General features: G+C 61.8%; 15 protein-coding genes and 1 tRNA gene. 12 read left to right on the top strand and 4 right to left on the bottom strand.

The window, feature by feature from the left end; translation table 11 throughout:
- Positions 1-138 precede the first annotated feature (138 nt).
- The 5 genes from OIN59_RS08765 to OIN59_RS08745 all read left to right on the top strand — a co-directional run bounded on the left by OIN59_RS08765 (position 139) and on the right by OIN59_RS08745 (position 7,737).
- On the top strand, positions 139-3,018 hold the full coding sequence (locus OIN59_RS08765) for a 2-oxoglutarate dehydrogenase E1 component (RefSeq protein WP_274109316.1): 2,880 nt from the start codon (positions 139-141) through the stop codon (positions 3,016-3,018).
- Positions 3,019-3,069: 51 nt separating this feature from the next.
- Complete coding sequence (gene odhB / locus OIN59_RS08760; protein WP_274109314.1) at positions 3,070-4,344, top strand: 2-oxoglutarate dehydrogenase complex dihydrolipoyllysine-residue succinyltransferase; 1,275 nt, start codon at positions 3,070-3,072, stop codon at positions 4,342-4,344.
- Positions 4,345-4,434: 90 nt separating this feature from the next.
- Positions 4,435-5,862: a dihydrolipoyl dehydrogenase gene (gene lpdA / locus OIN59_RS08755; protein WP_274109312.1), complete on the top strand. Its 1,428-nt coding sequence runs from the start codon at positions 4,435-4,437 to the stop codon at positions 5,860-5,862.
- 82 nt (positions 5,863-5,944) lie between these two features.
- On the top strand, positions 5,945-7,042 hold the full coding sequence (gene zapE, locus OIN59_RS08750) for a cell division protein ZapE (protein WP_274109310.1): 1,098 nt from the start codon (positions 5,945-5,947) through the stop codon (positions 7,040-7,042).
- On the top strand, positions 7,039-7,737 hold the full coding sequence (locus OIN59_RS08745; RefSeq protein ID WP_274109308.1) for a hypothetical protein: 699 nt from the start codon (positions 7,039-7,041) through the stop codon (positions 7,735-7,737). Before zapE ends, OIN59_RS08745 begins: the two co-directional genes overlap by 4 nt.
- Positions 7,738-7,885: 148 nt before the next feature.
- Here the strand turns inward: OIN59_RS08745 and OIN59_RS08740 are convergent, their stop codons facing one another.
- A complete protein-coding gene (locus tag OIN59_RS08740) occupies positions 7,886-8,692 on the bottom strand; it encodes a PP2C family protein-serine/threonine phosphatase (protein ID WP_274109306.1) in 807 nt (268 codons plus the stop codon).
- A 107-nt stretch (positions 8,693-8,799) separates the two neighbouring features.
- Between OIN59_RS08740 and OIN59_RS08735 the strand changes: the two genes are divergently transcribed.
- Both OIN59_RS08735 and OIN59_RS08730 read left to right on the top strand, forming a co-directional pair.
- Complete coding sequence (locus tag OIN59_RS08735; RefSeq protein ID WP_274109304.1) at positions 8,800-9,003, top strand: YdcH family protein; 204 nt, start codon at positions 8,800-8,802, stop codon at positions 9,001-9,003.
- Positions 9,003-11,075 carry an ATP-dependent DNA helicase gene (locus tag OIN59_RS08730; protein WP_274109302.1) on the top strand — a complete coding sequence of 691 codons (2,073 nt, stop codon included), beginning with the start codon at positions 9,003-9,005 and terminating at the stop codon, positions 11,073-11,075. The genes OIN59_RS08735 and OIN59_RS08730 overlap by 1 nt, the downstream gene beginning before the upstream one ends.
- Here the strand turns inward: OIN59_RS08730 and OIN59_RS08725 are convergent.
- The gene (locus OIN59_RS08725) at positions 11,038-11,835 is read right to left on the bottom strand and encodes an outer membrane protein assembly factor BamD (protein ID WP_274109300.1); all 798 of its coding nucleotides are present in this window, start codon (positions 11,833-11,835) and stop codon (positions 11,038-11,040) included. The genes OIN59_RS08730 and OIN59_RS08725 overlap by 38 nt on opposite strands.
- Before the next feature lie 209 nt (positions 11,836-12,044).
- Between OIN59_RS08725 and dnaE the strand changes: the two genes are divergently transcribed.
- The 4 genes from dnaE to OIN59_RS08705 all read left to right on the top strand — a co-directional run bounded on the left by dnaE (position 12,045) and on the right by OIN59_RS08705 (position 19,512).
- On the top strand, positions 12,045-15,578 hold the full coding sequence (gene dnaE / locus OIN59_RS08720; protein WP_274109298.1) for a DNA polymerase III subunit alpha: 3,534 nt from the start codon (positions 12,045-12,047) through the stop codon (positions 15,576-15,578).
- Between the two features lie 97 nt (positions 15,579-15,675).
- Entirely contained in the window at positions 15,676-16,044 is a 369-nt protein-coding gene (gene clpS / locus OIN59_RS08715) for an ATP-dependent Clp protease adapter ClpS (RefSeq protein ID WP_274109878.1), read from the top strand.
- Positions 16,045-16,101: 57 nt separating this feature from the next.
- Positions 16,102-18,450: an ATP-dependent Clp protease ATP-binding subunit ClpA gene (clpA, locus tag OIN59_RS08710; RefSeq protein ID WP_274109296.1), complete on the top strand. Its 2,349-nt coding sequence runs from the start codon at positions 16,102-16,104 to the stop codon at positions 18,448-18,450.
- A gap of 153 nt (positions 18,451-18,603) precedes the next feature.
- A complete protein-coding gene (locus OIN59_RS08705) occupies positions 18,604-19,512 on the top strand; it encodes a pseudouridine synthase (protein ID WP_274109294.1) in 909 nt (302 codons plus the stop codon).
- Positions 19,513-19,731: 219 nt separating this feature from the next.
- Here the strand turns inward: OIN59_RS08705 and OIN59_RS08700 are convergent.
- Positions 19,732-19,805: transfer RNA gene (locus tag OIN59_RS08700), tRNA-Gly, on the bottom strand.
- 148 nt (positions 19,806-19,953) lie between these two features.
- On the opposite strand from OIN59_RS08700, the gene OIN59_RS08695 reads away from it, so the two are divergent.
- A complete protein-coding gene (locus OIN59_RS08695; protein WP_274109292.1) occupies positions 19,954-20,220 on the top strand; it encodes a hypothetical protein in 267 nt (88 codons plus the stop codon).
- A 166-nt stretch (positions 20,221-20,386) separates the two neighbouring features.
- Here OIN59_RS08695 and OIN59_RS08690 read toward each other — a convergent pair whose 3' ends face one another.
- A complete protein-coding gene (locus OIN59_RS08690; protein ID WP_274109290.1) occupies positions 20,387-21,883 on the bottom strand; it encodes an NAD-dependent succinate-semialdehyde dehydrogenase in 1,497 nt (498 codons plus the stop codon).
- Positions 21,884-22,060: the final 177 nt, after the last annotated feature.

The raw sequence follows: 22,060 nt of genomic DNA, 5'->3' as shown, positions 1-22,060 counted from the left end.
TTCGGTTCGGTGGCACAATGTCGGCCGTACCAAGGCCCTTCCCTAGCCACAGTCGCATCCGCCAACCGGTTCAGCCGTGTCGCGGAAGGTTTCTCAACCAGCTAATGCTTTCCCAAGGAAAGCGGAGGTCAGCGGAATATGAGCGATACGACATCCGTCTATCAAGCCTACCAAGGCAACACTTACCTCTTCGGCGGCAATGCGCCCTATGTCGAAGAGATGTACGAGAACTATCTCGCCAATCCCGGTAGCGTGCCTGATACGTGGCGCGAGTATTTTGATGCGCTGCAGCATGTCCCCGCCGTGGATGGCAGCAACGCCAAAGACGTTCCTCACCTGCCCGTCATCAACGCCTTTGCCGAGCGCGCCAAGCAAGGTGGCACCAAGGTGGTGGTTGCTACTGGCGCCGACTCTGAACTGGGCCGCAAGCGCACCGCCGTGCAGCAGTTGATCGCTGCCTACCGCAACGTGGGTCAGCGCTGGGCCGATCTGGACCCGCTCAAGCGCACAGAGCGTCCCGCGATTCCTGAACTGGAGCCCTCGTTCTACGGTTTCAGCGACGCCGATCAGGAAACGGTGTTCAACACCAGCAATACGTTCTTCGGCAAAGAGTCGATGACGCTGCGGGAACTGATCAATGCGCTGCGTGAGACCTACTGCGGTTCTGTCGGCGCCGAATACATGTATGCGACCGACCAGAACCAGAAGCGCTGGTGGCAGGAAAAGCTGGAAAAGATTCGCAGCAAGCCCAGCTTTGGTTCCGACAAGAAAAAGCAAATCCTTGATCGCCTGACGGCTGCTGAGGGCCTGGAGCGCTTCCTGCACACCAAGTACGTGGGGCAAAAGCGTTTCTCGCTGGAAGGTGGCGAGAGTTTCATCGCTGCGATGGATGAGCTCATCCAGTCTGCCGGCGCGAAGGGCGTGCAAGAAATCGTGATCGGCATGGCCCACCGCGGCCGCCTGAACGTGCTGGTCAACTCGCTGGGCAAGATGCCCAAGGATCTGTTCGCCGAGTTCGATCACACGGCCCCTGAAGACCTGCCTGCGGGTGACGTGAAGTACCACCAGGGTTTCAGCTCGGACGTGACCACCCCTGGTGGCCCTGTCCATCTGTCGCTGGCGTTCAACCCCTCGCACCTGGAAATCGTGAACCCCGTGGTCGAAGGTTCCGTGCGCGCTCGCATGGACCGCCGTGCCGACCCCCATGGCAAGCAGGTGCTGCCCGTGCTGGTGCATGGTGATGCAGCCTTTGCGGGCCAAGGTGTCAATCAGGAAACGCTGGCGCTGGCCCAGACCCGTGGCTACTACACGGGTGGCACGGTACACATCATCATCAACAACCAGATCGGGTTTACCACGTCCGATCCACGTGACACACGCTCCACGCTGTATTGCACCGACATCGTCAAGATGATCGAGTCGCCTGTGCTGCATGTGAACGGAGACGATCCAGAGGCCGTGGTATTGGCCACCCAGCTTGCCCTTGAGTTCCGCATGGAGTTCAAGAAAGACGTGGTGGTGGACATCATCTGCTTCCGCAAGCTGGGCCACAACGAGCAGGACACCCCGGCTCTGACCCAGCCTCTGATGTACAAGAAGATCGCCGCGCACCCAGGCACCCGCAAACTGTACGCCGACAAGCTGGCTGCACAGGGCCTGGGCGAGTCGTTGGGCGATGACATGGTCAAGGCCTATCGTGCTGCCATGGATGCTGGCAAGCACACCGTCGATCCGGTGCTGACCAACTTCAAGAGCAAGTATGCAGTGGACTGGAGCCCGTTCCTGGGCAAGAAGTGGACGGACGCTGGTGACACGGCCATTCCTCTGGCCGAGTGGAAGCGCCTGGCCGAGAAGATCACGACCATCCCTGAGAGCGTGACGCCGCACCAACTGGTCAAGAAGGTGTATGACGACCGTGCCGCCATGGGGCGTGGCGACATCCCTGTGGACTGGGGCATGGGCGAGCACATGGCATTTGCCTCGCTGGTGGCCAGTGGCTATCCCGTGCGTTTGTCTGGTGAAGATTGCGGCCGTGGCACGTTCACACACCGCCACTCCGTGGTCCATGACCAAAAGCGCGAGAAGTGGGACATTGGTACCTACGTGCCACTGCAGAACGTGGCCGAGAATCAGGCACCCTTCGTGGTTATCGACTCCATCTTGTCCGAAGAAGCCGTGCTGGGCTTCGAGTACGGCTATGCATCGAACGACCCCAACACCCTGGTGATCTGGGAAGCTCAATTTGGCGACTTCGCCAATGGCGCCCAGGTGGTGATCGACCAGTTCATTGCTTCGGGCGAAGTGAAGTGGGGCCGTGTGAACGGCATCACGCTGATGTTGCCGCACGGCTATGAAGGCCAAGGCCCCGAGCACAGCTCGGCCCGTCTGGAGCGCTTCATGCAACTCGCCGCTGACGCCAACATGCAGATCGTGCAGCCCACCACGGCCAGCCAGATCTTCCATGTGCTGCGTCGCCAGATGGTGCGTGATCTGCGCAAGCCGCTGATCATCATGACCCCCAAGTCGCTGCTGCGTAACAAGGATGCGACTTCGCCACTGTCCGAATTCACCAAGGGCAGCTTCCAGACGGTGATTCCTGAACAGGATGAAGCCATTGTCAAGAAGGCTGCCAAGGTCAAGCGCGTGGTCGCATGCTCAGGCAAGGTGCACTACGACCTTGTGAAGAAGCGCGCCGAGAAGGAAGCCGACGACGTGGTGATCCTGCGTGTCGAGCAGTTGTACCCCTTCCCGCACAAGGCGTTTGCTACCGAGCTGAAGAAGTACCCCAACGCGACTGACGTGGTCTGGTGCCAGGACGAGCCGCAGAACCAGGGTGCCTGGTTCTTCGTGCAGCACTACATTCACGAGAACATGCTTGAAGGCCAGAAGCTGGGTTACTCCGGCCGTGCAGCTTCGGCATCGCCAGCCGTGGGTTATTCGCACCTGCACCAGGAACAACAAAAGGCGCTGGTGGACGGCGCGTTTGCCAAGCTCAAGGGTTTTGTCCTGACCAAGTAAGGCCAGTTGCGACCCGACAACAGAACAAAACCCCATTCAGAAAGAATTGATATGGCTATCGTAGAAGTCAAAGTACCCCAGCTGTCCGAATCCGTGGCCGAAGCCACCATGTTGACCTGGAAGAAGAAGGCCGGTGAGGCCGTGGCCGTGGATGAAATCCTGATCGAGATCGAAACCGATAAGGTTGTGCTGGAAGTGCCAGCACCCGCAGCGGGTGTGTTGGCAGAAATCGTGCAAGGTGATGGCGCTACGGTGGTGGCTGAGCAGCTCATCGCCAAGATCGATACCGAAGGCAAGGCCGGAGCGGCTGCTCCTGCTGCCGCTGCTGCTGCCCCCGCTGCTGCTACGGCATCGACTCCTGCACCCGCACCTGCGGCTGTTGGTGGCTCCAAGGGCGACGTGGCGATGCCCGCTGCTGCCAAGCTGTTGGCCGAGAACAACCTTTCCGCATCGGCTGTGGCTGGTAGCGGCAAGGATGGCCGCGTGACCAAGGGCGACGTGCTCAGCGCCGTGGCGGGGGGTGCAGTCAAGGCTGCCGTGGCTGCCCCAAGCGCCATCCCCACGGGCGTGCCCACCAAGGCGCTGCCCCAGGTGTCGGCCCCTGCCGCCAAGGAAGACCTGGGCGATCGTCCTGAGCAGCGCGTGCCCATGAGCCGCCTGCGCGCCCGCGTGGCCGAGCGTCTGCTGCAATCGCAGTCCACCAACGCCATCCTGACCACGTTCAATGAAGTGAACATGGCGCCAGTGATGGACATGCGCAAGAAGTTCCAGGACGCGTTCACCAAGGAACACGGCGTGAAGATCGGCTTCATGAGCTTCTTCGTGAAGGCTGCGGTGCATGCCCTGAAGAAGTTCCCCGTGCTGAACGCCTCGGTCGATGGCAACGACATCGTCTACCACGGCTATTTCGACATCGGTATCGCCGTGGGCTCGCCCCGTGGCCTGGTGGTGCCCATCCTGCGTAATGCCGACCAGATGAGCTTTGCCGACATCGAGAAGAAGATCGCCGAGTTCGGCAAAAAGGCTGCGGAAGGTAAGCTGGGCATTGAAGAAATGACCGGCGGCACGTTCTCGATCTCCAACGGTGGCACCTTCGGCTCGATGATGTCCACGCCCATCATCAACCCGCCCCAGTCGGCCATCTTGGGCGTGCACGCCACCAAGGACCGCGCCGTGGTGGAAAACGGCCAGATCGTTGTGCGTCCGATGAACTACCTGGCCATGTCTTACGACCACCGCATCATCGACGGCCGCGAAGCCGTGCTGGGCCTGGTGGCGATGAAGGATGCGCTGGAAGACCCATCGCGTCTGCTGTTCGACATCTAATCCGCTGACTGCATTGACCCACCCGCGTGGCCCGGCCTCTGGTCCTGCCCGCCGGTGGGTCTTTCTCCAACTGACTGAACGAGATTTCTTATGAGCAAACAATTTGATGTGATCGTCATCGGTGGTGGCCCTGGTGGCTACATCGCCGCTATCCGCGCTGCCCAGCTGGGCTTCAACGTCGCCTGTATCGACGAGTGGAAGAACGAGAAGGGCGGCCCCGCACCCGGCGGCACCTGTACCAATGTGGGTTGCATCCCCTCCAAGGCGCTGCTGCAATCGTCCGAGCATTTCGAGCATGCCAACAAGCACTTTGCCGAGCACGGCATCACGGCGACCGGCGTCAAGATGGACGTGGCCAAGATGATTGCCCGCAAGGACACCGTCGTGAAGCAGAACAACGACGGCATCCTGTACCTGTTCAAGAAGAACAAGGTCAGCTTCTTCCATGGCCGTGGCTCGTTCGTGAAGGCCGCCGAAGGTGGCTACGAGATCAAGGTGGCTGGCGCCGCCGAAGAGACGCTCACCGGCAAGCAGATCGTCATCGCCACGGGCTCCAACGCCCGTGCGCTGCCCGGCACGCCGTTCGACGAAGAACTGGTGCTGTCCAACGACGGCGCGTTGCGCGTCGGCGCGGTGCCCAAGAAGCTCGGCCTCATTGGCTCGGGCGTGATCGGCCTCGAAATGGGTTCAGTGTGGCGCCGCCTAGGTGCCGAGGTCACCATCCTGGAAGGCCTGCCCACGTTCCTGGGGGCCGTGGACGAACAGATCGCCAAGGAAGCCAAGAAGGCTTTCGACAAGCAGGGCCTGAAGATCGAGCTGGGCGTGAAGGTCGGCGAGATCAAGACCGGCAAGAAGGGTGTGAGCATCGCCTACACCAACGCCAAGGGCGAAGCACAGTCGCTGGATGTGGACAAGCTCATCGTCTCCATCGGTCGCGTGCCCAACACGATTGGCCTGAACACCGAAGCCGTGGGCCTGGCCCTGGACGAGCGTGGCGCCGTTGTGGTCGATGCCGACTGCAAGACCAACCTGCCCGGCGTGTGGGCGGTGGGCGACGTGGTGCGCGGCCCGATGCTGGCGCACAAGGCCGAGGAAGAAGGCGTTGCCGTGGCCGAGCGCATTGCCGGTCAGCATGGCCATGTCAACTTCAACACCATTCCCTGGGTCATCTACACCAGCCCTGAGATTGCGTGGGTGGGCCGCACCGAGCAGCAGCTCAAGGCCGACGGCGTCAAGTACAAGGCGGGCAGCTTCCCGTTCCTGGCTAACGGCCGTGCACGTGCGCTGGGCGACACCACCGGCATGGTCAAGATGTTGGCCGATGCGGACACCGATGAAATCCTGGGCGTGCACATCGTGGGCCCGATGGCCAGCGAACTGATCTCTGAAGCCGTGGTGGCCATGGAGTTCAAGGCCAGCAGCGAAGACATCGCCCGCATCTGCCATGCACACCCCAGCTTGAGCGAAGCCACCAAGGAAGCGGCGCTGGCCGTGGACAAGCGCACGCTGAATTTCTGATATTTGGATGTCAATCGGCTGCTAGTGTATGTATTACATGTGCTGGCAGCTATCAATTTTGTAGTATCAGAGCATCCGTAAAGTGACCGTCAAACAGGCTTACCTGGTAGAGCTGGCCGCCAAAGGCTACCAAAGCGACCCCGCCCAGCTGCGTGCAGTAGATGCCCTGCAACGCTGCGCAGAGGAGTGGGCCCAGTACAAGGCACGGCGCTCCAACGCGATCAAAAAGCTGATCAACCGCCCTGAGATACCTCGGGGCGTTTATATGTATGGTGGAGTAGGGCGGGGCAAAAGCTTCCTGATGGAATGCTTTTTTGATGCCGTGCCTCTTAGGCGCAAGGTTCGCCTGCACTTTCACGAATTCATGCGTGAAGTGCATCGGGAACTGGCAGCCCTTCAGGGCACCGTGAACCCGCTGGACGTGTTGGGTGAGCGCATTGCCAAGCGTTACAAGCTCATCTGCTTTGATGAGTTTCACGTCGCTGACATCACTGACGCGATGATCCTGCATCGGCTGCTGGTGGCGTTGTTCGACAACGGTGTGGGTTTTGTGACCACTTCCAATTTCAAGCCCGACGACCTGTACCCCGGTGGCTTGCATCGTGACCGCATCCTGCCCGCCATTGCCCTGCTCAACGAGCGGCTGGAAGTGGTCAACGTGGACAACGGCACCGACTACCGTCGGCGCACGTTGGAACACGTGAAGCTCTATCACACGCCACTGGGCCCCGAGGCTGACGCCGAGATGAACCAGGCGTTTGATCAACTCGCCGAAGTGCATGACGAAGACCCCGTGCTGCACATCGAGGCGCGCGAGATCCGCGCCCGCCGCAAGGCGGGAGGGGTGGTGTGGTTTGACTTCAAGACCCTGTGTGGCGGCCCTCGGTCGCAAAACGACTACCTGGAAATTGCGACGCAGTTCCACACGGTTTTGCTGTCTGACGTGCCCTATATGCCAGTGAGCATGGCGTCGCCTGCGCGGCGCTTTACCTGGTTGGTGGACGTGTTGTATGACCGCCGGGTCAAACTCATCCTGTCGGCAGCTGTGCCGCCCGAGCAGCTGTATACCGAAGGGCCTCTGGCTCACGAATTTCCGCGCACGGTGTCTCGGCTCAACGAGATGCAGTCCAAGGAGTTTCTGGCGCTGGAGCGTCGCACTGTGGATACGGGGCTGACATGAACAAGACCGATGAGCGGTTGGTTGCGGCTGTGCTGATGTTGGCGTGCGCAATGGCGCCCGTGCTGGTGGCTCCGGCGTGGGCAGCAACGGAGTCTGATGGGGCTCCCGCGTCCTCGACGGCCGCCGCGCACCGCAAGGTGGAGCGCGACCGCATTGCACGCGAGCGCGAGGTGCTGACGGCTCGGCGGCAGCAAGACGAGGCGGTGTGCTACCAGCGCTTCGCGGTGGAGGATTGTCTGCGCGGCGTGCGCGCCAAGGCGCGGGAGGCCCACGACCGGTTGCGTGCGCAGGAAATTGAACTCAACGATGCCGAGCGCCGGGAGAAAGCCGCAGAGCGCCTGCGTGCCATCGAGGACAAGCAAACGGCTGTGCCGCCTGCAGGCAAACGCGCCGATGCGCAGGTTCGCAAGTCCACCACCGATCCGGAAGTTGTCAAAACGCAGCGGGAGCAGGACGCACACCAACGCGCGCAGCAACAAAACAGCCGCGCCCAGACCCAGGCCAGTGAACAGGCGGCCCGCGCTGCCGCGACCGCTGATCGCGCTGCGCAGTCGCGCGCAAAACACGCCCAGGCGCTCCAGGCGGCGGAGGAGCGCCGCGTGCGAGTCGAAAGATCCAAAGCCGATGCCCTGGCTCAGGGTCGCAAGCCTGCGGCGTCCTTGCCAGCGCCCGCCGCCTCTGCACCAGTGCGCTGAGTTCAGAAAGACCGTCAGGCGCGGCGATCAATGACTGGCTTGCCGCCGATGGGGTGGGCGGGGTTATCTACTGATCTACTGCTTGCCCGATAGAGCGGTGCACGCTCACGCTCATCGGTGTTTACGATGGGTGATGTGGGCAAGGCCCTCAGGGGCGGCCCATGTCCAGCGGCGTCAGGCGTGCGATTTTTTTCTCTTCAGCCAGCGCTTCGATTTTGACAACGACCAGCGACAGGTTGTCGCCGCCTCCACGTGCCCGGGAACGAGCCTTTTCAATCAAAAACTCCGTGGCTTCGCGGGGTGACAGCGAATCGACCACCGACGCCAGTTCGGTGGGGGAAAAGTAATGCCACACCCCGTCGCTACAGGCCAGCAAGACATCGCCTGGCTGAAGCTGCGGAATGACATGGGTGGTGATGGGCGGGTCGCTCTCGGTGCCCAGGCAGCCCACCAGAATGTTGGAATGAGGATGGTTGTTGGCCTCAGCCTCCGTCAACTCACCCCGATCCACCAGCGCTTGCACGTAGGAGTGGTCGCTGCTGCGAAACGCCAGCCGGGAGCCCTGAAAGTGGTAGATGCGTGAGTCGCCCGCATGGACCCAATGGCAGTCGCCCCGGGGGTTGATGAGAAACGCAGCGATGGTGCTGTGGGGTTCCTGCTCTGCCGAGATCGCCGTCAGCCGGATGACGATGTGGGCTTCTTCGACCATGTTCTTGAGCATTGCCACCGGGTCGTCGGTGTCGGGCGAATAGCGCTCGAACAATTGACGGGCTGTCATCATGACTTGGTCAGAAGCCTTGCGCCCACCGCTTCTGCCGCCCATTCCGTCTGCCACAACGCCCAACACGCAACCGTTGTGCCGCGCGTGGGAGATCAGGGCCACCTGGTCTTGTTGGTATTCGCGGTCACCCTTGTGGATGCCGGTGGAGGCGATGAGGCGAAACGCTTTGGTCATGCTGCAGATTGTGGGGGCGCCCACGCGGACGCCTGTCGTGGAAAGCGGGCCAAGCGCGTATTATCCGCTCGCCTGTGGCATTTTTGCCATGCCGATGGCCTCCTGCCTTGAACCCCAGCCTCCACTCCCCCCACCGTCAATTGATCGAGCTACGCATGGAGCATGCCGATCTCGACGCGCTGATCGACCGGTGTACACCCGACGCGGCGCCCGACGAAATCACCCTGCGCCGTCTTAAAAAGCGCCGACTCGTGCTGCGTGATGCCATGGAGCGGCTGGAACGGCAACTGCAACCCCAAGAGCCTGCCTGATGTCGCTGATGGCCATGGCGCCGGAGGTCTTTGCCCCCGATGGCGTGCTGGCGCGGGCGGATGGGCATTTTCAACCGCGCGACGGTCAGACCCAGATGGCCGTTGCGGTGGCACAAACCATTGCAGAGGGTGGTGCGCTAGTGGTGGAGGCGGGCACGGGAGTGGGCAAGACCTATGCGTACCTGGTTCCAGCCCTGCTCAGTGGCGAGCGGGTGCTGTTGTCCACGGCGACCAAGGCCTTGCAAGACCAACTGTTTGCCCGAGACCTGCCGCGCTTGGCGCAAATCCTGGGGCTGCCCGTTCGCATGGCCCTGCTCAAGGGGCGCGCCAGCTATCTGTGTCTGTACCGCGTGGAGCAGGCGCGGCAAGATGCCCAGGCCCTGGACCTCGGGGTTGCGCGTGTGCTGGCCAAGGTGGAAGACTGGTCGCACCACACCGTGTCCGGCGATTTGGCGGAGCTGACAGGACTGGATGAACGTTCGCCAGTGATCCCGCTGGTCACCTCGACGCGTGAAAACTGCCTGGGCTCGCCGTGCCCCCGGTTTCGCGAATGCCATGTCCATCGTGCGCGGCGCGAGGCGCTGGCGGCCGATATCGTGGTCATTAACCACCATCTGTTCTTTGCGGATGTGGCGGTGCGTGAATCGGGCATGGCCGAGTTGCTGCCCACGGTGCGTGTGGTGGTCTTCGATGAGGCCCACCAGATCAATGAGACGGGCGTGCAGTTTTTGGGCACGCAGGTGTCTACGGGGCAATGGATGGACTTTGCCCGTGACCTGCTGATCGCGGGGTTGCAACATGCCCGAGGCCTGGCTGACTGGACAGGTCTCGCTCAGCTCGTGGAGTTATCTGCGCGGGATCTGCGTTTGGCAGTGGGCGCTACAGCACTGATGGGCGGAAGCGGCGTTTCAGGGGGCAGCAGACTGCGCTGGACGGACGAGACGCCCGAAGGGGTCTCGGGCGCTGCATGGCAGGCCGCGCTGCGCTCCCTGGCATCTGCGTGTACACAGACCCTGGAGGCACTGGACGCCGTGAGCGAAATAGCGCCTGATCTGGAGCGCCTGTACGAACGTGGCAGTGCATTGTTAGCCAGGTTGGCAAGGTTCTCGGGTCCCTGCCAAGCCGATGGGGTACGCTGGCTGGATGTGGGCACCCAGCTGCGCCTGATCGAGTCCCCGCTGGATATTGCCGACGCTATGCGCACCCGGATTCTGGCGTCGCCCGCAGAGACCTCGCAGGGGGATGCCTGGCCTGAGGACACTTCCGCAAGCGCTGGCCGGGCGTGGATTTTTACCTCGGCAACCCTGGGTGACGACGAGGCTCTGACCTGGTTCACCGAACGCACTGGGTTGCAGGATGCACGCACCCTGCGGGTGGCGAGTCCGTTTGACTATGCACGGCAGGCCGCCCTATATGTTCCGCGTCAGCTCCCGTCACCTGTCGATCCGTCGCACAGCCGCGCTGTTGCCGATTGGGTCGCATCTACCGCCGAGCCGTTGGAGGGGCGCACGCTGGTGCTCACGACCACGCTCAAGGCCTTGCGCTCCATCGGCGATGCGCTCAAAGCCCGGTGGCAGGGCTCGGGCACGTTGGAGGTGCTGGTGCAGGGCGAGTGGCCTAAGCGGCGCCTGATGGAGCGCTTTCGCGAAGGGGCATCGCACGGCCGTCCGGGTTGTGTGTTGGTGGCGTCGGCCTCGTTCTGGGAGGGTTTTGACGTGCCAGGGGATGCTCTTCAACTGGTGGTGATCGACAAGCTGCCGTTTCCGCCACCGGGCGATCCGCTGGTGGAGGCCCGCACACAACGCATCGAAAGGGCTGGCGGCAAAGCGTTCAAATCCTACGCCTTGCCTGAGGCGGCTGTGGCCCTCAAGCAAGGCGCCGGGCGTCTGATCCGGCATGAAACAGACCGAGGCATTCTGGTGGTGGGCGACACACGCCTCGTCACCATGGGTTATGGCAAGCGTCTGCTGGCCGCTTTGCCTCCGATGCGGAGGCTGGAGTCGCCTGAGGAATTTGAGGCTGCGCTGCTGGCGCTTACCAGACCTTCCACCACGGATCCGACTTGCCCTTGACGCCACCGCTGAGGTAGGCGCTCTGCGGATAGGATTTGTCCATCACACGGCGTGCATCGTCCCGCAGCTGGGTCATTCCCAGTGCGTCGTACGACTGAATCAGGATGTACAGCGCTTCTTCGAGGGCGGGCACGCCCTGGTAGTCGGCCAGTGCCACCTGCGCGCGGCCAATGGCCGCTACATAGGCGCCGCGCTGAAAGTAGTACCGTGCCACATGCACTTCGTACTGGGCCAGCGAGTTGACGATATAGGTCATGCGCTGGCGCGAGTCCTGCGCATAGCGGGATTCAGGAAAGCGCGTGGCCAGTTCGCTGAACGCTTCAAACGAGTCTTTGGCGGCTTTTTGGTCGCGTTCGGACAGGTCCTGGCGTGAGATGAACGAGAAAAGGCCTAAGTTGTCGTTGAAGTTGACCAGGCCCTTCAGGTACAGCGCATAGTCCAGTGCGGGGCTGGCTGGGTGCAGCTTCATGAAGCGGTCCAGCGTGGCGACGGCTTGCGCCTTTTCGCCAGCCTTGTAATGGGCGTACGCCTTGTCGATCTGGGCCTGCTGGGCCAGTGGGGTGCCTGCCGCGCGGCCTTCCAGCTTTTCTAGCAGCGGAACGGCCTTGTCATACGCCCCACTGTTCATTTCGTCCTGGGCTTCCGAGTGGATGCGGTTGGGGCTCCACCCCGCCGTTTTATCGACCGTGGCGCTGGAGCAGCCAGCCAGCAGACCAGCCAGCAGCAAGGCGGAAACAAGGGGCAGTGGGGCACGCAGCATCGCAAGCAGCTTTCAGCAAAGAAGGAAGAAGGTGCGCAAGAAACGCGTCAAGGGTTCTGGAGTGGGGGCGTGCGCTCTGCACGTTCGCCACAGCCGCCTTCGCGGTCATTCCGGGCACGAAAAAGCATTGTACTGGTGGCGCCCGCAGCGCCAAGGCGTTGTGAACGGGAGTGCTGCAGGTGCGCCGCCGGGGTTTCTACAATGCCTGTATGTTTGTTCATTTGCGCCTGCACACCGAGTTCTCCGTCGTTGACGGTACCAATCGTATCGACGAGGTGGCCAAAGCGGCTGCCAAAGACGGCCAGCCCGCTCTGGCCATCACCGACCTCAACAATCTCTTCGGGGCGATCAAGTTCTATAAGGAAGCGCGGGGTAAGGGGGTCAAGCCCATCTTGGGGGCAGAGATTTTTCTCGAAGGCGAAGCGGGCGGCGTCCCATCGCGACTCATCGTCCTGGTGCAAAGCCGCCAGGGTTACCTGAATCTGTCAGAGCTGCTGGCCCGGGCCTGGACGCGCAATATCGTTAAAAACCTCGCGCTGAGCACCTGGGCGTGGCTGGAAGAGCTGTCGGATGGGTTGATTGCCCTGTCTGGCGCCCAGGCGGGCCCGGTGGGGCAAGCGCTGATGAAGGGGGATGATTCGGGCGCTGCCGACATTGCGCTGCGCCTGGCGGGCATTTTTCCACACCGGTTTTATGTCGAGCTACAGCGGGCTGGTCGAAACGATGACGAAGCCCATGTGGTGGCGGCTGCGCAGCTCGCCGCGAGGTTGAACTTGCCGGTGGTGGCGACCCACCCCGTTCAGTTTGCCGAGTTTGATGACTACGAGGCGCACGAGGCGCGCATCTGTATCGCCGAGGGTGAAATTCTGGCCAATCCGCGCCGCGTGCGCAAATTCACCCGCGACCAGTATTTCAAGTCATCGGCTGAAATGGAAGCCTTGTTTGCCGATCTGCCATCGGCCATCGCCAATACGGTCGAGATCGCGCAGCGCTGCAACCTGACCTTGGTACTTGGCAAGCCGCAGCTGCCGAATTTTCCGACGCCCAACGGCATGCCCATCGACGAGTATTTCCGCTTTGCGTCGTTCGAAGGGCTGGAGGTCCGCCTGAGGCACCTTTTCTCCAGCGAGGTAGAGCGCGAAAAGCAGCGTCCACGTTATGTGGAGCGTCTGGAGTTCGAACTGGGCACCATTCTCAAGATGGGGTTCCCTGGCTACTTTCTGATCGTGGGTGACTTCATCCAGTGGGCGAAGCTGAACGGCTGCCCTGTGGGGCCGGGGCGTGGCTCTGGCGCCGGTTCGTTGGTTGCGTATGCGCTGAAGATCACCGACCTGGACCCGCTGCAATACAACCTGCTGTTCGAGCGCTTCCTGAATCCCGAGCGTGTGTCGATGCCCGACTTCGACATCGATTTTTGTCAGTCCAACCGCGACCGGGTGATTGACTACGTCAAGGACAAGTACGGCAAGAACGCCGTGAGCCAGATTGCCACCTTTGGCACGATGGCGGCCAAGGCGGCGATCCGCGACGTCGGCCGGGTGATGGACATGAGCTACACCTTCTGTGACGGCATCTCCAAGCTCGTGCCCGGCAAACCCGGCATGTCCTACACCCTGGCCTATCCGCCCGAGGCGAAGAAGGAAGGCGACAAGAACAACTACGCGCTGGAGCTGGAGCCTATGCTCTACGAGCGCGTGCGCAAGGAAGAGGACGTCAAGACCGTCATTGAGATGGCGCAGAAGCTCGAAGGCATGACGCGCAACATTGGCATGCATGCCGGGGGCGTGCTGATTGCGCCAGGCAAGCTCACCGATTTTTGTCCGCTCTACCAGCAGCCCGGCAGCGAATCGGCCGTGAGCCAGTATGACAAGGACGACGTGGAAGCCATCGGCTTGGTGAAGTTCGACTTCTTGGGCCTGGCCACGCTCACCATCCTGGAGATTGCGCGCGAGTTCATCATGAAGCGCCACAAGGGTCAGGAGAACTTTGCGTTCGAGAACATTCCGCTCGACGATGGGCCCACCTACCGGCTGTTTTCCGATGGCAAGACCGAAGCGGTGTTCCAGTTTGAAAGCCGCGGCATGCAGGGCATGTTGAAAGAGGCGCGTCCGAGTCGGCTGGAGGACTTGATTGCCCTGAATGCGCTGTACCGGCCGGGGCCCATGGACCTGATCCCCAGCTTTGTGAACCGCAAGCATGGCAAGGAAGAGGTGATCTATCCGCACCCATTGGTAGAGCCCGTGCTGGCCGAGACCTACGGCATCATGGTGTACCAGGAGCAGGTGATGCAGACCGCCCAGGTGCTGGGCGGCTACAGCCTTGGCGGCGCCGACATGCTGCGCCGGGCCATGGGCAAGAAGAAGGCCGAGGAGATGGCCGAACACCGCGCCATCTTCCGCAAGGGGGCTGCCGAAAAAGGCATCAACCAGGAGAAGGCCGACGAGGTGTTCGACCTGATGGAGAAGTTTGCGGGCTATGGCTTCAACAAGTCACATGCTGCCGCTTACTCTTTGCTGGCCTATCACACGGGCTGGCTCAAGGTGCACTACACGGCTGAGTTCTTTTGCGCCAACATGACGGTGGAAATGGATGACACCGACAAGCTCAAGGTGTTGTTCGAAGACGCGCACAAGATGGGGCTGTCGTTCGAGCCACCGGATGTGAACCGGGGTTTCTATCGGTTTGAGCCGGTCACCGACAAGATCATCCGATATGGCCTGGGGGCCGTAAAAGGCACTGGTCAGCAGGCGATTGAGGCCATCGTTGCCGCCCGTGAAGGGCGTGGCGAAGGACCCCAGGGCTCGACCAAGGGGCCCTTTAAGAGCCTGTTTGATTTCTGTGTGCGTGTGGACAAGGCCCGCGCTAACAAGCGCACGGTTGAGGCCCTGATCAAGGCAGGGGCCTTTGATGCAATCCATCTCAACCGGGCGGCCCTGGTGGCATCCATTGACCGGGCCTTTGACTTTGCCGCAGCAACACTGGCCAACGTGAACCAGGGGGGGTTGTTCGACATGATGGGCGAAGATGCCCATGGCTCCAGCACCCAGGAGCCCGATCTGGTGGATGCAACGCCCTGGGGCATCAAGGAGAGGCTCACGCTGGAAAAAACCGCCGTCGGGTTCTACCTGTCCGGCCATCTGTTTGACGAAGTGGCTACTGAGGTGCGCCGCTTTGTGCGCACCCAGATCGACGAGCTGCTCGACAGCCGCGAGCCCCAGGTCCTGGCCGGCATCATCAGCGACTTTCGGGTGATCAACGGGCAACGCGGCCGGCTGGGTCTCTTCAAGCTGGACGACAAGTCTGCCGTGATCGAGGCTTCTGCCGACGAGGCGTTGCTCAACACCTACCGCAACCAGCTCAAGGAAGATGAGTTTGTTGTGATGATGGGGCGGTTGCAGCTGGACCACTTCAGTGGTGGCCTGCGCGTTAAGGTGCAGCAGGTGTGGGACCTGGCGGGTGCGCGCTGCCGGTTTGGAAAATACCTGCATGTGGCTGTGGGTGACAAGGCGCCAGATGTGCCGCGCCTGGTGCGTGAGTTTCCGCCGGTGCGCGAAGAGGTCGCTGAGGGGGAATTGGTGCACGGACTGCGTGTGCGCATGGGTGTGCGCTGCCAGGCGGACGACGCTGCCGCAGTGGCAGAGTTGCAGCTGGGCGAGAGCGCACGTTTCTACCCCAGCGACGCGGCCCTGGCGGCATGGACAGCTCAAGTGGGCGCCGGTGCCGCCAATGTGGTTTACGAGTGATGGATTGTCCTGCGGAAGTTTCTGCAGGCCACGGGTTGAAAAATACCTGGTCAACAACCAGTTTCTCCTGCAGCAGCCCCCCGTTCGGGTCGCTAGAATGATTTTCATGGCAACAAAACCACCTTCACCCCCCACCGCGCCGCCCGTGACACGGCCAGCGCGGGATGATGGCGGTTCGGTCGTGCTCGAAAGACGCACCCAAAAGACCCAGCCGCCCCAGATGTACCAGGTGGTCATGCTCAATGATGACTACACCCCCATGGAGTTCGTCATCGTGGTGCTGCAGGAGTTTTTCAGCAAGGACCGCGAACAAGCGACCCAGATCATGTTGAAGATCCACCTGGACGGCAAAGGCGTTTGCGGCGTTTATTCGCGCGACGTTGCAGCCACCAAGGTAGAACAAGTGCTTGGCGCCGCCCTCAAGGCGGGCCATCCACTGCAATGTGTCAGTGAGCCTGTTGAATAACAGGTCTTTTGTCCCGATCTAAAGTTATCCCTTCCACGCAAGCACAAAGGAGTTCACATGATTGCCCAGGAACTGGAAGTCAGCTTGCACATGGCCTTTGTTGAGGCCCGCCAGCAGCGCCACGAGTTCATCACCGTGGAGCATCTGTTGCTTGCATTGCTCGATAACCCCAGCGCAGCGGAAGTGCTGCGCGCATGTTCGGCCAATATCGATGATCTGCGTTCATCGCTGGCGAACTTCATCAAGGACAACACCCCTCAGGTCGCGGGTACCGACGAGGTGGATACGCAACCCACGCTGGGATTCCAGCGCGTGATCCAGCGCGCCATCATGCACGTGCAGTCCACGGGCAATGGCAAAAAAGAGGTGACGGGTGCCAATGTGCTCGTGGCTATCTTTGGCGAAAAGGACTCGCACGCCGTGTACTACCTGCACCAGCAGGGTGTGACGCGTCTGGACGTGGTCAATTTCATTGCCCACGGCATCAAGAAGGGCGAGCCCCCAGAACCGGCCAAGGCCGAGAACCAGGCCGAGGGCGAAGAGGGTGCATCAGCAGAGCGCAACGAGAAGGCCTCGCCGCTGGAGCAGTTCACCCAGAACCTGAACCAGGCGGCCAAGGAAGGCAAGATTGATCCGCTGATCGGGCGCCATTACGAGGTCGAGCGCACGATCCAGATCCTGTGCCGCCGCCGCAAGAACAACCCGCTGCTGGTGGGTGAAGCCGGCGTGGGCAAGACCGCGATTGCCGAGGGCCTGGCCTGGCGCATCACGCAGAACGACGTGCCCGAGATTCTGGCCGAGGCGGTGGTGTATTCACTCGACATGGGCGCGCTGTTGGCGGGCACCAAGTACCGGGGGGACTTCGAGCAGCGCCTCAAGGGCGTGCTCAAGTCGCTCAAGGACAAGCCCAACGCGATTTTGTTCATCGACGAGATCCACACCCTGATCGGTGCGGGCGCCGCGTCCGGCGGCACGCTCGATGCCTCGAACTTGCTCAAGCCAGCGCTTTCCAGCGGCCAGCTCAAGTGCATTGGCGCGACGACCTTCACGGAATACCGTGGCATCTTCGAAAAAGACGCGGCGCTGTCGCGCCGCTTCCAGAAGGTGGACGTGGTTGAGCCCAGCGTGGCCGAAACCATCGACATCCTCAAGGGCCTGAAGTCGCGCTTCGAAGAGCACCACAGCGTGAAGTACGCCGCCGCCGCCCTGCAGGCCGCGGCCGAGCTGAGCGCCAAGTACATCAACGACCGCCATCTGCCTGACAAGGCGATCGACGTCATTGATGAAGCGGGTGCTGCGCAGCGCATCATGGTGCCGAGCAAGCGCAAGAAGACCATTGGCAAGGCCGAGATCGAGGAGATCGTGGCCAAGATCGCGCGTATTCCGCCGGCCAACGTGTCCAACGACGACCGTGGCAAGCTGCAGACGTTGGAGCGCGACCTCAAGAGCGTGGTGTTTGGCCAGGACAAGGCGCTGGAAGTGCTCGCTAGCGCCGTCAAGATGGCGCGCTCCGGTTTGGGCAAGGGAGACAAGCCAATCGGCTCGTTCCTGTTCAGCGGCCCCACAGGCGTCGGCAAGACCGAGGCGGCCAAGCAGTTGGCCTACATCATGGGCATCGAGCTGATCCGGTTCGACATGTCCGAGTACATGGAGCGCCATGCCGTGAGTCGCCTGATCGGCGCCCCCCCGGGCTACGTCGGTTTCGACCAGGGCGGCCTCTTGACCGAAGCCATCACGAAGAAGCCGCACGCGGTGCTGCTGCTCGACGAAATCGAGAAGGCACACCCGGACATCTTCAACGTGCTGCTGCAGGTCATGGACCATGGCACGCTGACGGACAACAACGGTCGCAAGGCTGACTTCCGCAACGTGCTCATCATCATGACCACGAACGCGGGTGCCGAGACGATGAACAAGGCGACCATTGGCTTCACCAATCCGCGCCAGGCGGGCGACGAGATGGGCGACATCAAGCGTCTGTTCACGCCCGAGTTCCGCAACCGGCTGGACGCCATCGTCAACTTCAAGGCACTCGACGAGCAGATCATCTTGCGCGTGGTGGACAAGTTCTTGCTCCAGTTGGAGACGCAATTGGCGGAGAAGAAGGTGGAAGTCACCTTCACCGACACGCTGCGCAAGCACCTGGCCAAGAAGGGGTTCGATCCGCTGATGGGCGCGCGCCCGATGCAGCGCTTGATTCAGGACACCATCCGCCGTGCGCTGGCCGACGAACTGCTGTTTGGTCGCCTGACTGAAGGGGGCCGCCTGACGGTGGACATCGAGATGAAGAAGGACGACAAGGGCGTGGAAACGCCTGAGGTGCAGTTGGACATCCAGCCCTTGCCCAAGAAGGAGCGTTCAGCGAAGTCCGAGCCTGCAGAGCCAGAAGAGGCTACCGCCGACTGATCTTGGATTGTTCGCAAACCAACAAAAAGCCCACGGTTCAGTCCGTGGGCTTTTTTGTTTGCAACGTTGTCGGGGTTCTGCGAATCGCTAAGAACGTGTTTGCGATCTGGCAGGGCGCGTGTTGGAGCGCAATCCCCCTAGAATTTGCACGCCATGCACAACCCTCGTCATCCCCATGCACTGCCTGTGCGCGATGGGGTGAGCCCCAGTTGTGTGGCGCTGCCTGCGCGTGGGCAGGGCAGCATGCTGGATTTTTTGGCGGAGCGATTGCCCGCAGTGTCTCGTGGCGGGTGGTGTGAACGCATGGAGGCGGGTGACGTGGTGGATGAGCGCGGGCAGGCCGTGTTGCCCGGCCGACCGTTCGAGGGGGGGCTGCGCCTTTACTACTACCGCAGCCTGCCAGCCGAGCCCGAGTTTCCGTTCAGCGAAACCGTGGTGTACCAGGACGAGCACCTGGTGGTGGCAGACAAGCCGCATTTCATGCCGGTAACGCCCTCAGGCCGGTACTTGCACAACACGCTTCTGGTGCGCCTCAAACGTCGGCTGGGGTTGCCTGAGCTTTCGCCCCTGCACCGTATTGATCGCGACACGGCTGGTTTGGTGATGCTGTCGGTGCACCAGTCCACGCGCGGGGCATATCAGGCGCTGTTCCGTGACCGGCAGATCATCAAGCGTTACGAGGCCGTTGCACCTTGGCGCACCGACCTGGCCTTCCCGCGCGTCCATCGCAGCCGTTTGGAGGAGAGCCCGCAGTTCTTTCGCATGCAGGAGGTGTCGGGTGAGCCCAACAGCTACACCCATATGCAGGTGCTGGAGGTCGATGGCGACTGGGCACGGTACCTGCTGTCGCCGGTCACCGGTAAGCGCCACCAATTGCGGGTGCACATGGCTGCCCTGAGTCTTCCACTGCGCAACGACCCTTTCTATCCCGTCGTCAACGACCCGCCCGAAGGCGACTACTCGCGGCCTCTGCAATTATTGGCGCAGTCCCTGGAGTTTGTGGACCCAGTCACCGGGGCGCAGCGGGTGTTTGAAAGCAGGCAGGCGTTGCACCTGCCCTGAGCACGCGGGTGATTCCGGCGTTACGGGTGCAATCTTTACCGCTTTACCTTCGTGCCATGAAGGCTTGGCTTGTTGGGGGTGTCCATATACGGTTCTCAGATCCGCAGCCCGCACTTGCTGCTCGATTCGTACAAGGCTCTCAGGTTGGCGCGGGTTGTATGAGGGTATCCACCCATGAAAAAAACCTGCCAGGTGTTACTGCCTGGCAGGTTTTGAATTTGGAGCGGGTGAAGGGAATCGAACCCTCGTATGAAGCTTGGGAAGCTGCCGTTCTACCATTGAACTACACCCGCGACGGTGTGGATTATAGGCAGCATCCGCCAGTCTTCTGGCGGGCGCTCTTTTGAAAATGCGCAAAACGCGCGGCCTTGAGGCTGTTGCAGGCTAAGCAACGCAGGGCTGCGGTCCCGCAAAAGAGGCCGTCCGATACACTGCGGCCGCATGGAAGACTTCGAAAAAACGATGGCCAAATTTATTGGATTGTGCTTGGTAGCCCTTGCCGTCGGATTGGGTGGCTGTGCCTACGCGCCGCCAGCGCCTTTCATCGTCATCGGAAATGGGAAAACTGTGTCGATCCAATGGGAAAACTCTACCCTGGGTTCGGATGGAGCCCTCAACGCGGCAGAGAAACACTGCGCGAGGTATGGCCTTAAGGCGGAGTTCGCCACCCAGGTCAGTCGCTTCGAGGTCATCTACCATTGCGTCTAAGACGCCTGTTGACGATCCCTCGCGAGATCGTCAACACGTTCCAGGCAACTGGGCGTCGCCTGTGGTGGCATGCCGTACCACGAGGAAATTTCTATTCCAATGCAGTCCTGGCGCTTGATTTATATGCGCTGGCAGCTATCAAAATAGTAGCATTTTGCTGTGAGGCTTACTTGCTGCTCAGAACGTCTCCCACGCACAGGTACTTGATCTCCACATAGTCGTCCATGCCGTAGTGCGAGCCTTCGCGGCCCAGGCCCGACTGCTTGACGCCGCCAAAGGGCACGTGCTCGGTGGCCAGGATGCCCACGTTGGCGCCGACCATGCCGTATTCCAGCGCCTCGGTCACGCGGAAGATGCGGCCCACGTCGCGGCTGTAGAAATAGCTGGCCAGGCCAAACTCGGTGTTGTTGGCAGCGTCGATGGCTTCTTGTTCGGTCTTGAACTTGAAGACCGGGGCGAAGGGGCCAAAGGTTTCCTCGCGCGCACACAGCATGTCGGCCGAGGCATTGGCCACCACCGTGGGCTCAAAGAACTGGCCTGAGCCCAGGCTGGTCAGGCGCTGGCCACCGGCCACCACCTGGCCGCCCTTGGCCAGTGCGTCATCCACATGGCGCTGCACCTTGGTCAGTGCCGCTTCCTCGATCAGCGGGCCCTGGTTCACCCCGGCTTCAAAACCGTTGCCCACCTTGGCCGTCTTGACCTTGGCGGCGAACTTGGCCACAAACTCGTCGTACACACCTTCCTGCACGTAAAAGCGGTTGGTGCACACGCAGGTCTGGCCCGCGTTGCGGTACTTGCTGGCAAAGGCGCCTTCCACGGCGCTGTCCACATCGGCGTCGTCGAACACGATGAAGGGGGCGTTGCCGCCCAGCTCCAGCGACATCTTCTTGACCGTGGGGGCCGACTGTGCCATCAGGATGCGGCCCACTTCGGTGCTGCCCGTGAAGCTGATGTGGCGCACCACGTCGCTCGCGCACAGCACCTTGCCGATGGCAATCGAGTTGTCGCTGTCGGCGGGCAGGATGTTGAACACGCCAGCCGGGATGCCCGCACGCAGGGCCAGCTCGGCGGCAGCCAGGGCTGTGAGCGGCGTCAGCTCGGCGGGCTTGATGACCACGGGGCAGCCTGCGGCCAGGGCAGGCGCGACCTTGCGTGTGATCATGGCCAGCGGGAAGTTCCACGGCGTGATGGCCGCGCACACGCCAATGGGCTGCTTGAGCACCAGCAGGCGGCGGTTGTTGTCGAACTGGGGCAGGGTCTCGCCGTTGATGCGCTTGGCCTCTTCGGCAAACCATTCCACAAAACTCGCGCCGTAGGCGACCTCGCCCTTGGCTTCGGCCAGGGGCTTGCCCTGCTCGGCCGTCATGATGCGGCCCAGGTCATCCTGGTTGGCCATCAGCAGGTCAAACCACTTGCGCAGGATGATGCTGCGCTCCTTGGCGGTCTTGGTCTTCCAGGGGCCCCAGGCGGCGTTGGCGGCGGCAATGGCGGCCTCGGCATCGGCCGGGCCCAGGTTGGCCACGTCGACCAGCTTGAGGCCGGTGGCCGGGTCGTTCACGTCAAAGCGGCTGCTGCCCGCCACCCACTGGCCGTTGATGAGGCCGTCGGTCTTGAGCAGCGTGGGGTCGTTCAGCAGTGCAAGGGGGGATGTCTTCATGTCCATGGGAGTGCTTCCGGGAGAGGTGGCGAAACAGAGGGCAGGGGGCGAATAGAAATAAGAAGGTGAGCGAGGCGAACGGCAGAGAGCTGGCGTGCGTCTAGCCAAAGGCTAGCATGGGCGGGTCTGCGCCATGGGTCGCCAAGGTGGCACTGGCGACAGGGTCAACGCGCGGGCGCATGC

Origin of the sequence: Acidovorax benzenivorans (assembly GCF_028680575.1) — a bacterium.
GTDB classification, from domain to species: domain Bacteria; phylum Pseudomonadota; class Gammaproteobacteria; order Burkholderiales; family Burkholderiaceae_C; genus Acidovorax; species Acidovorax benzenivorans.
This window is presented reverse-complemented; position numbering and strand designations above follow the sequence as displayed.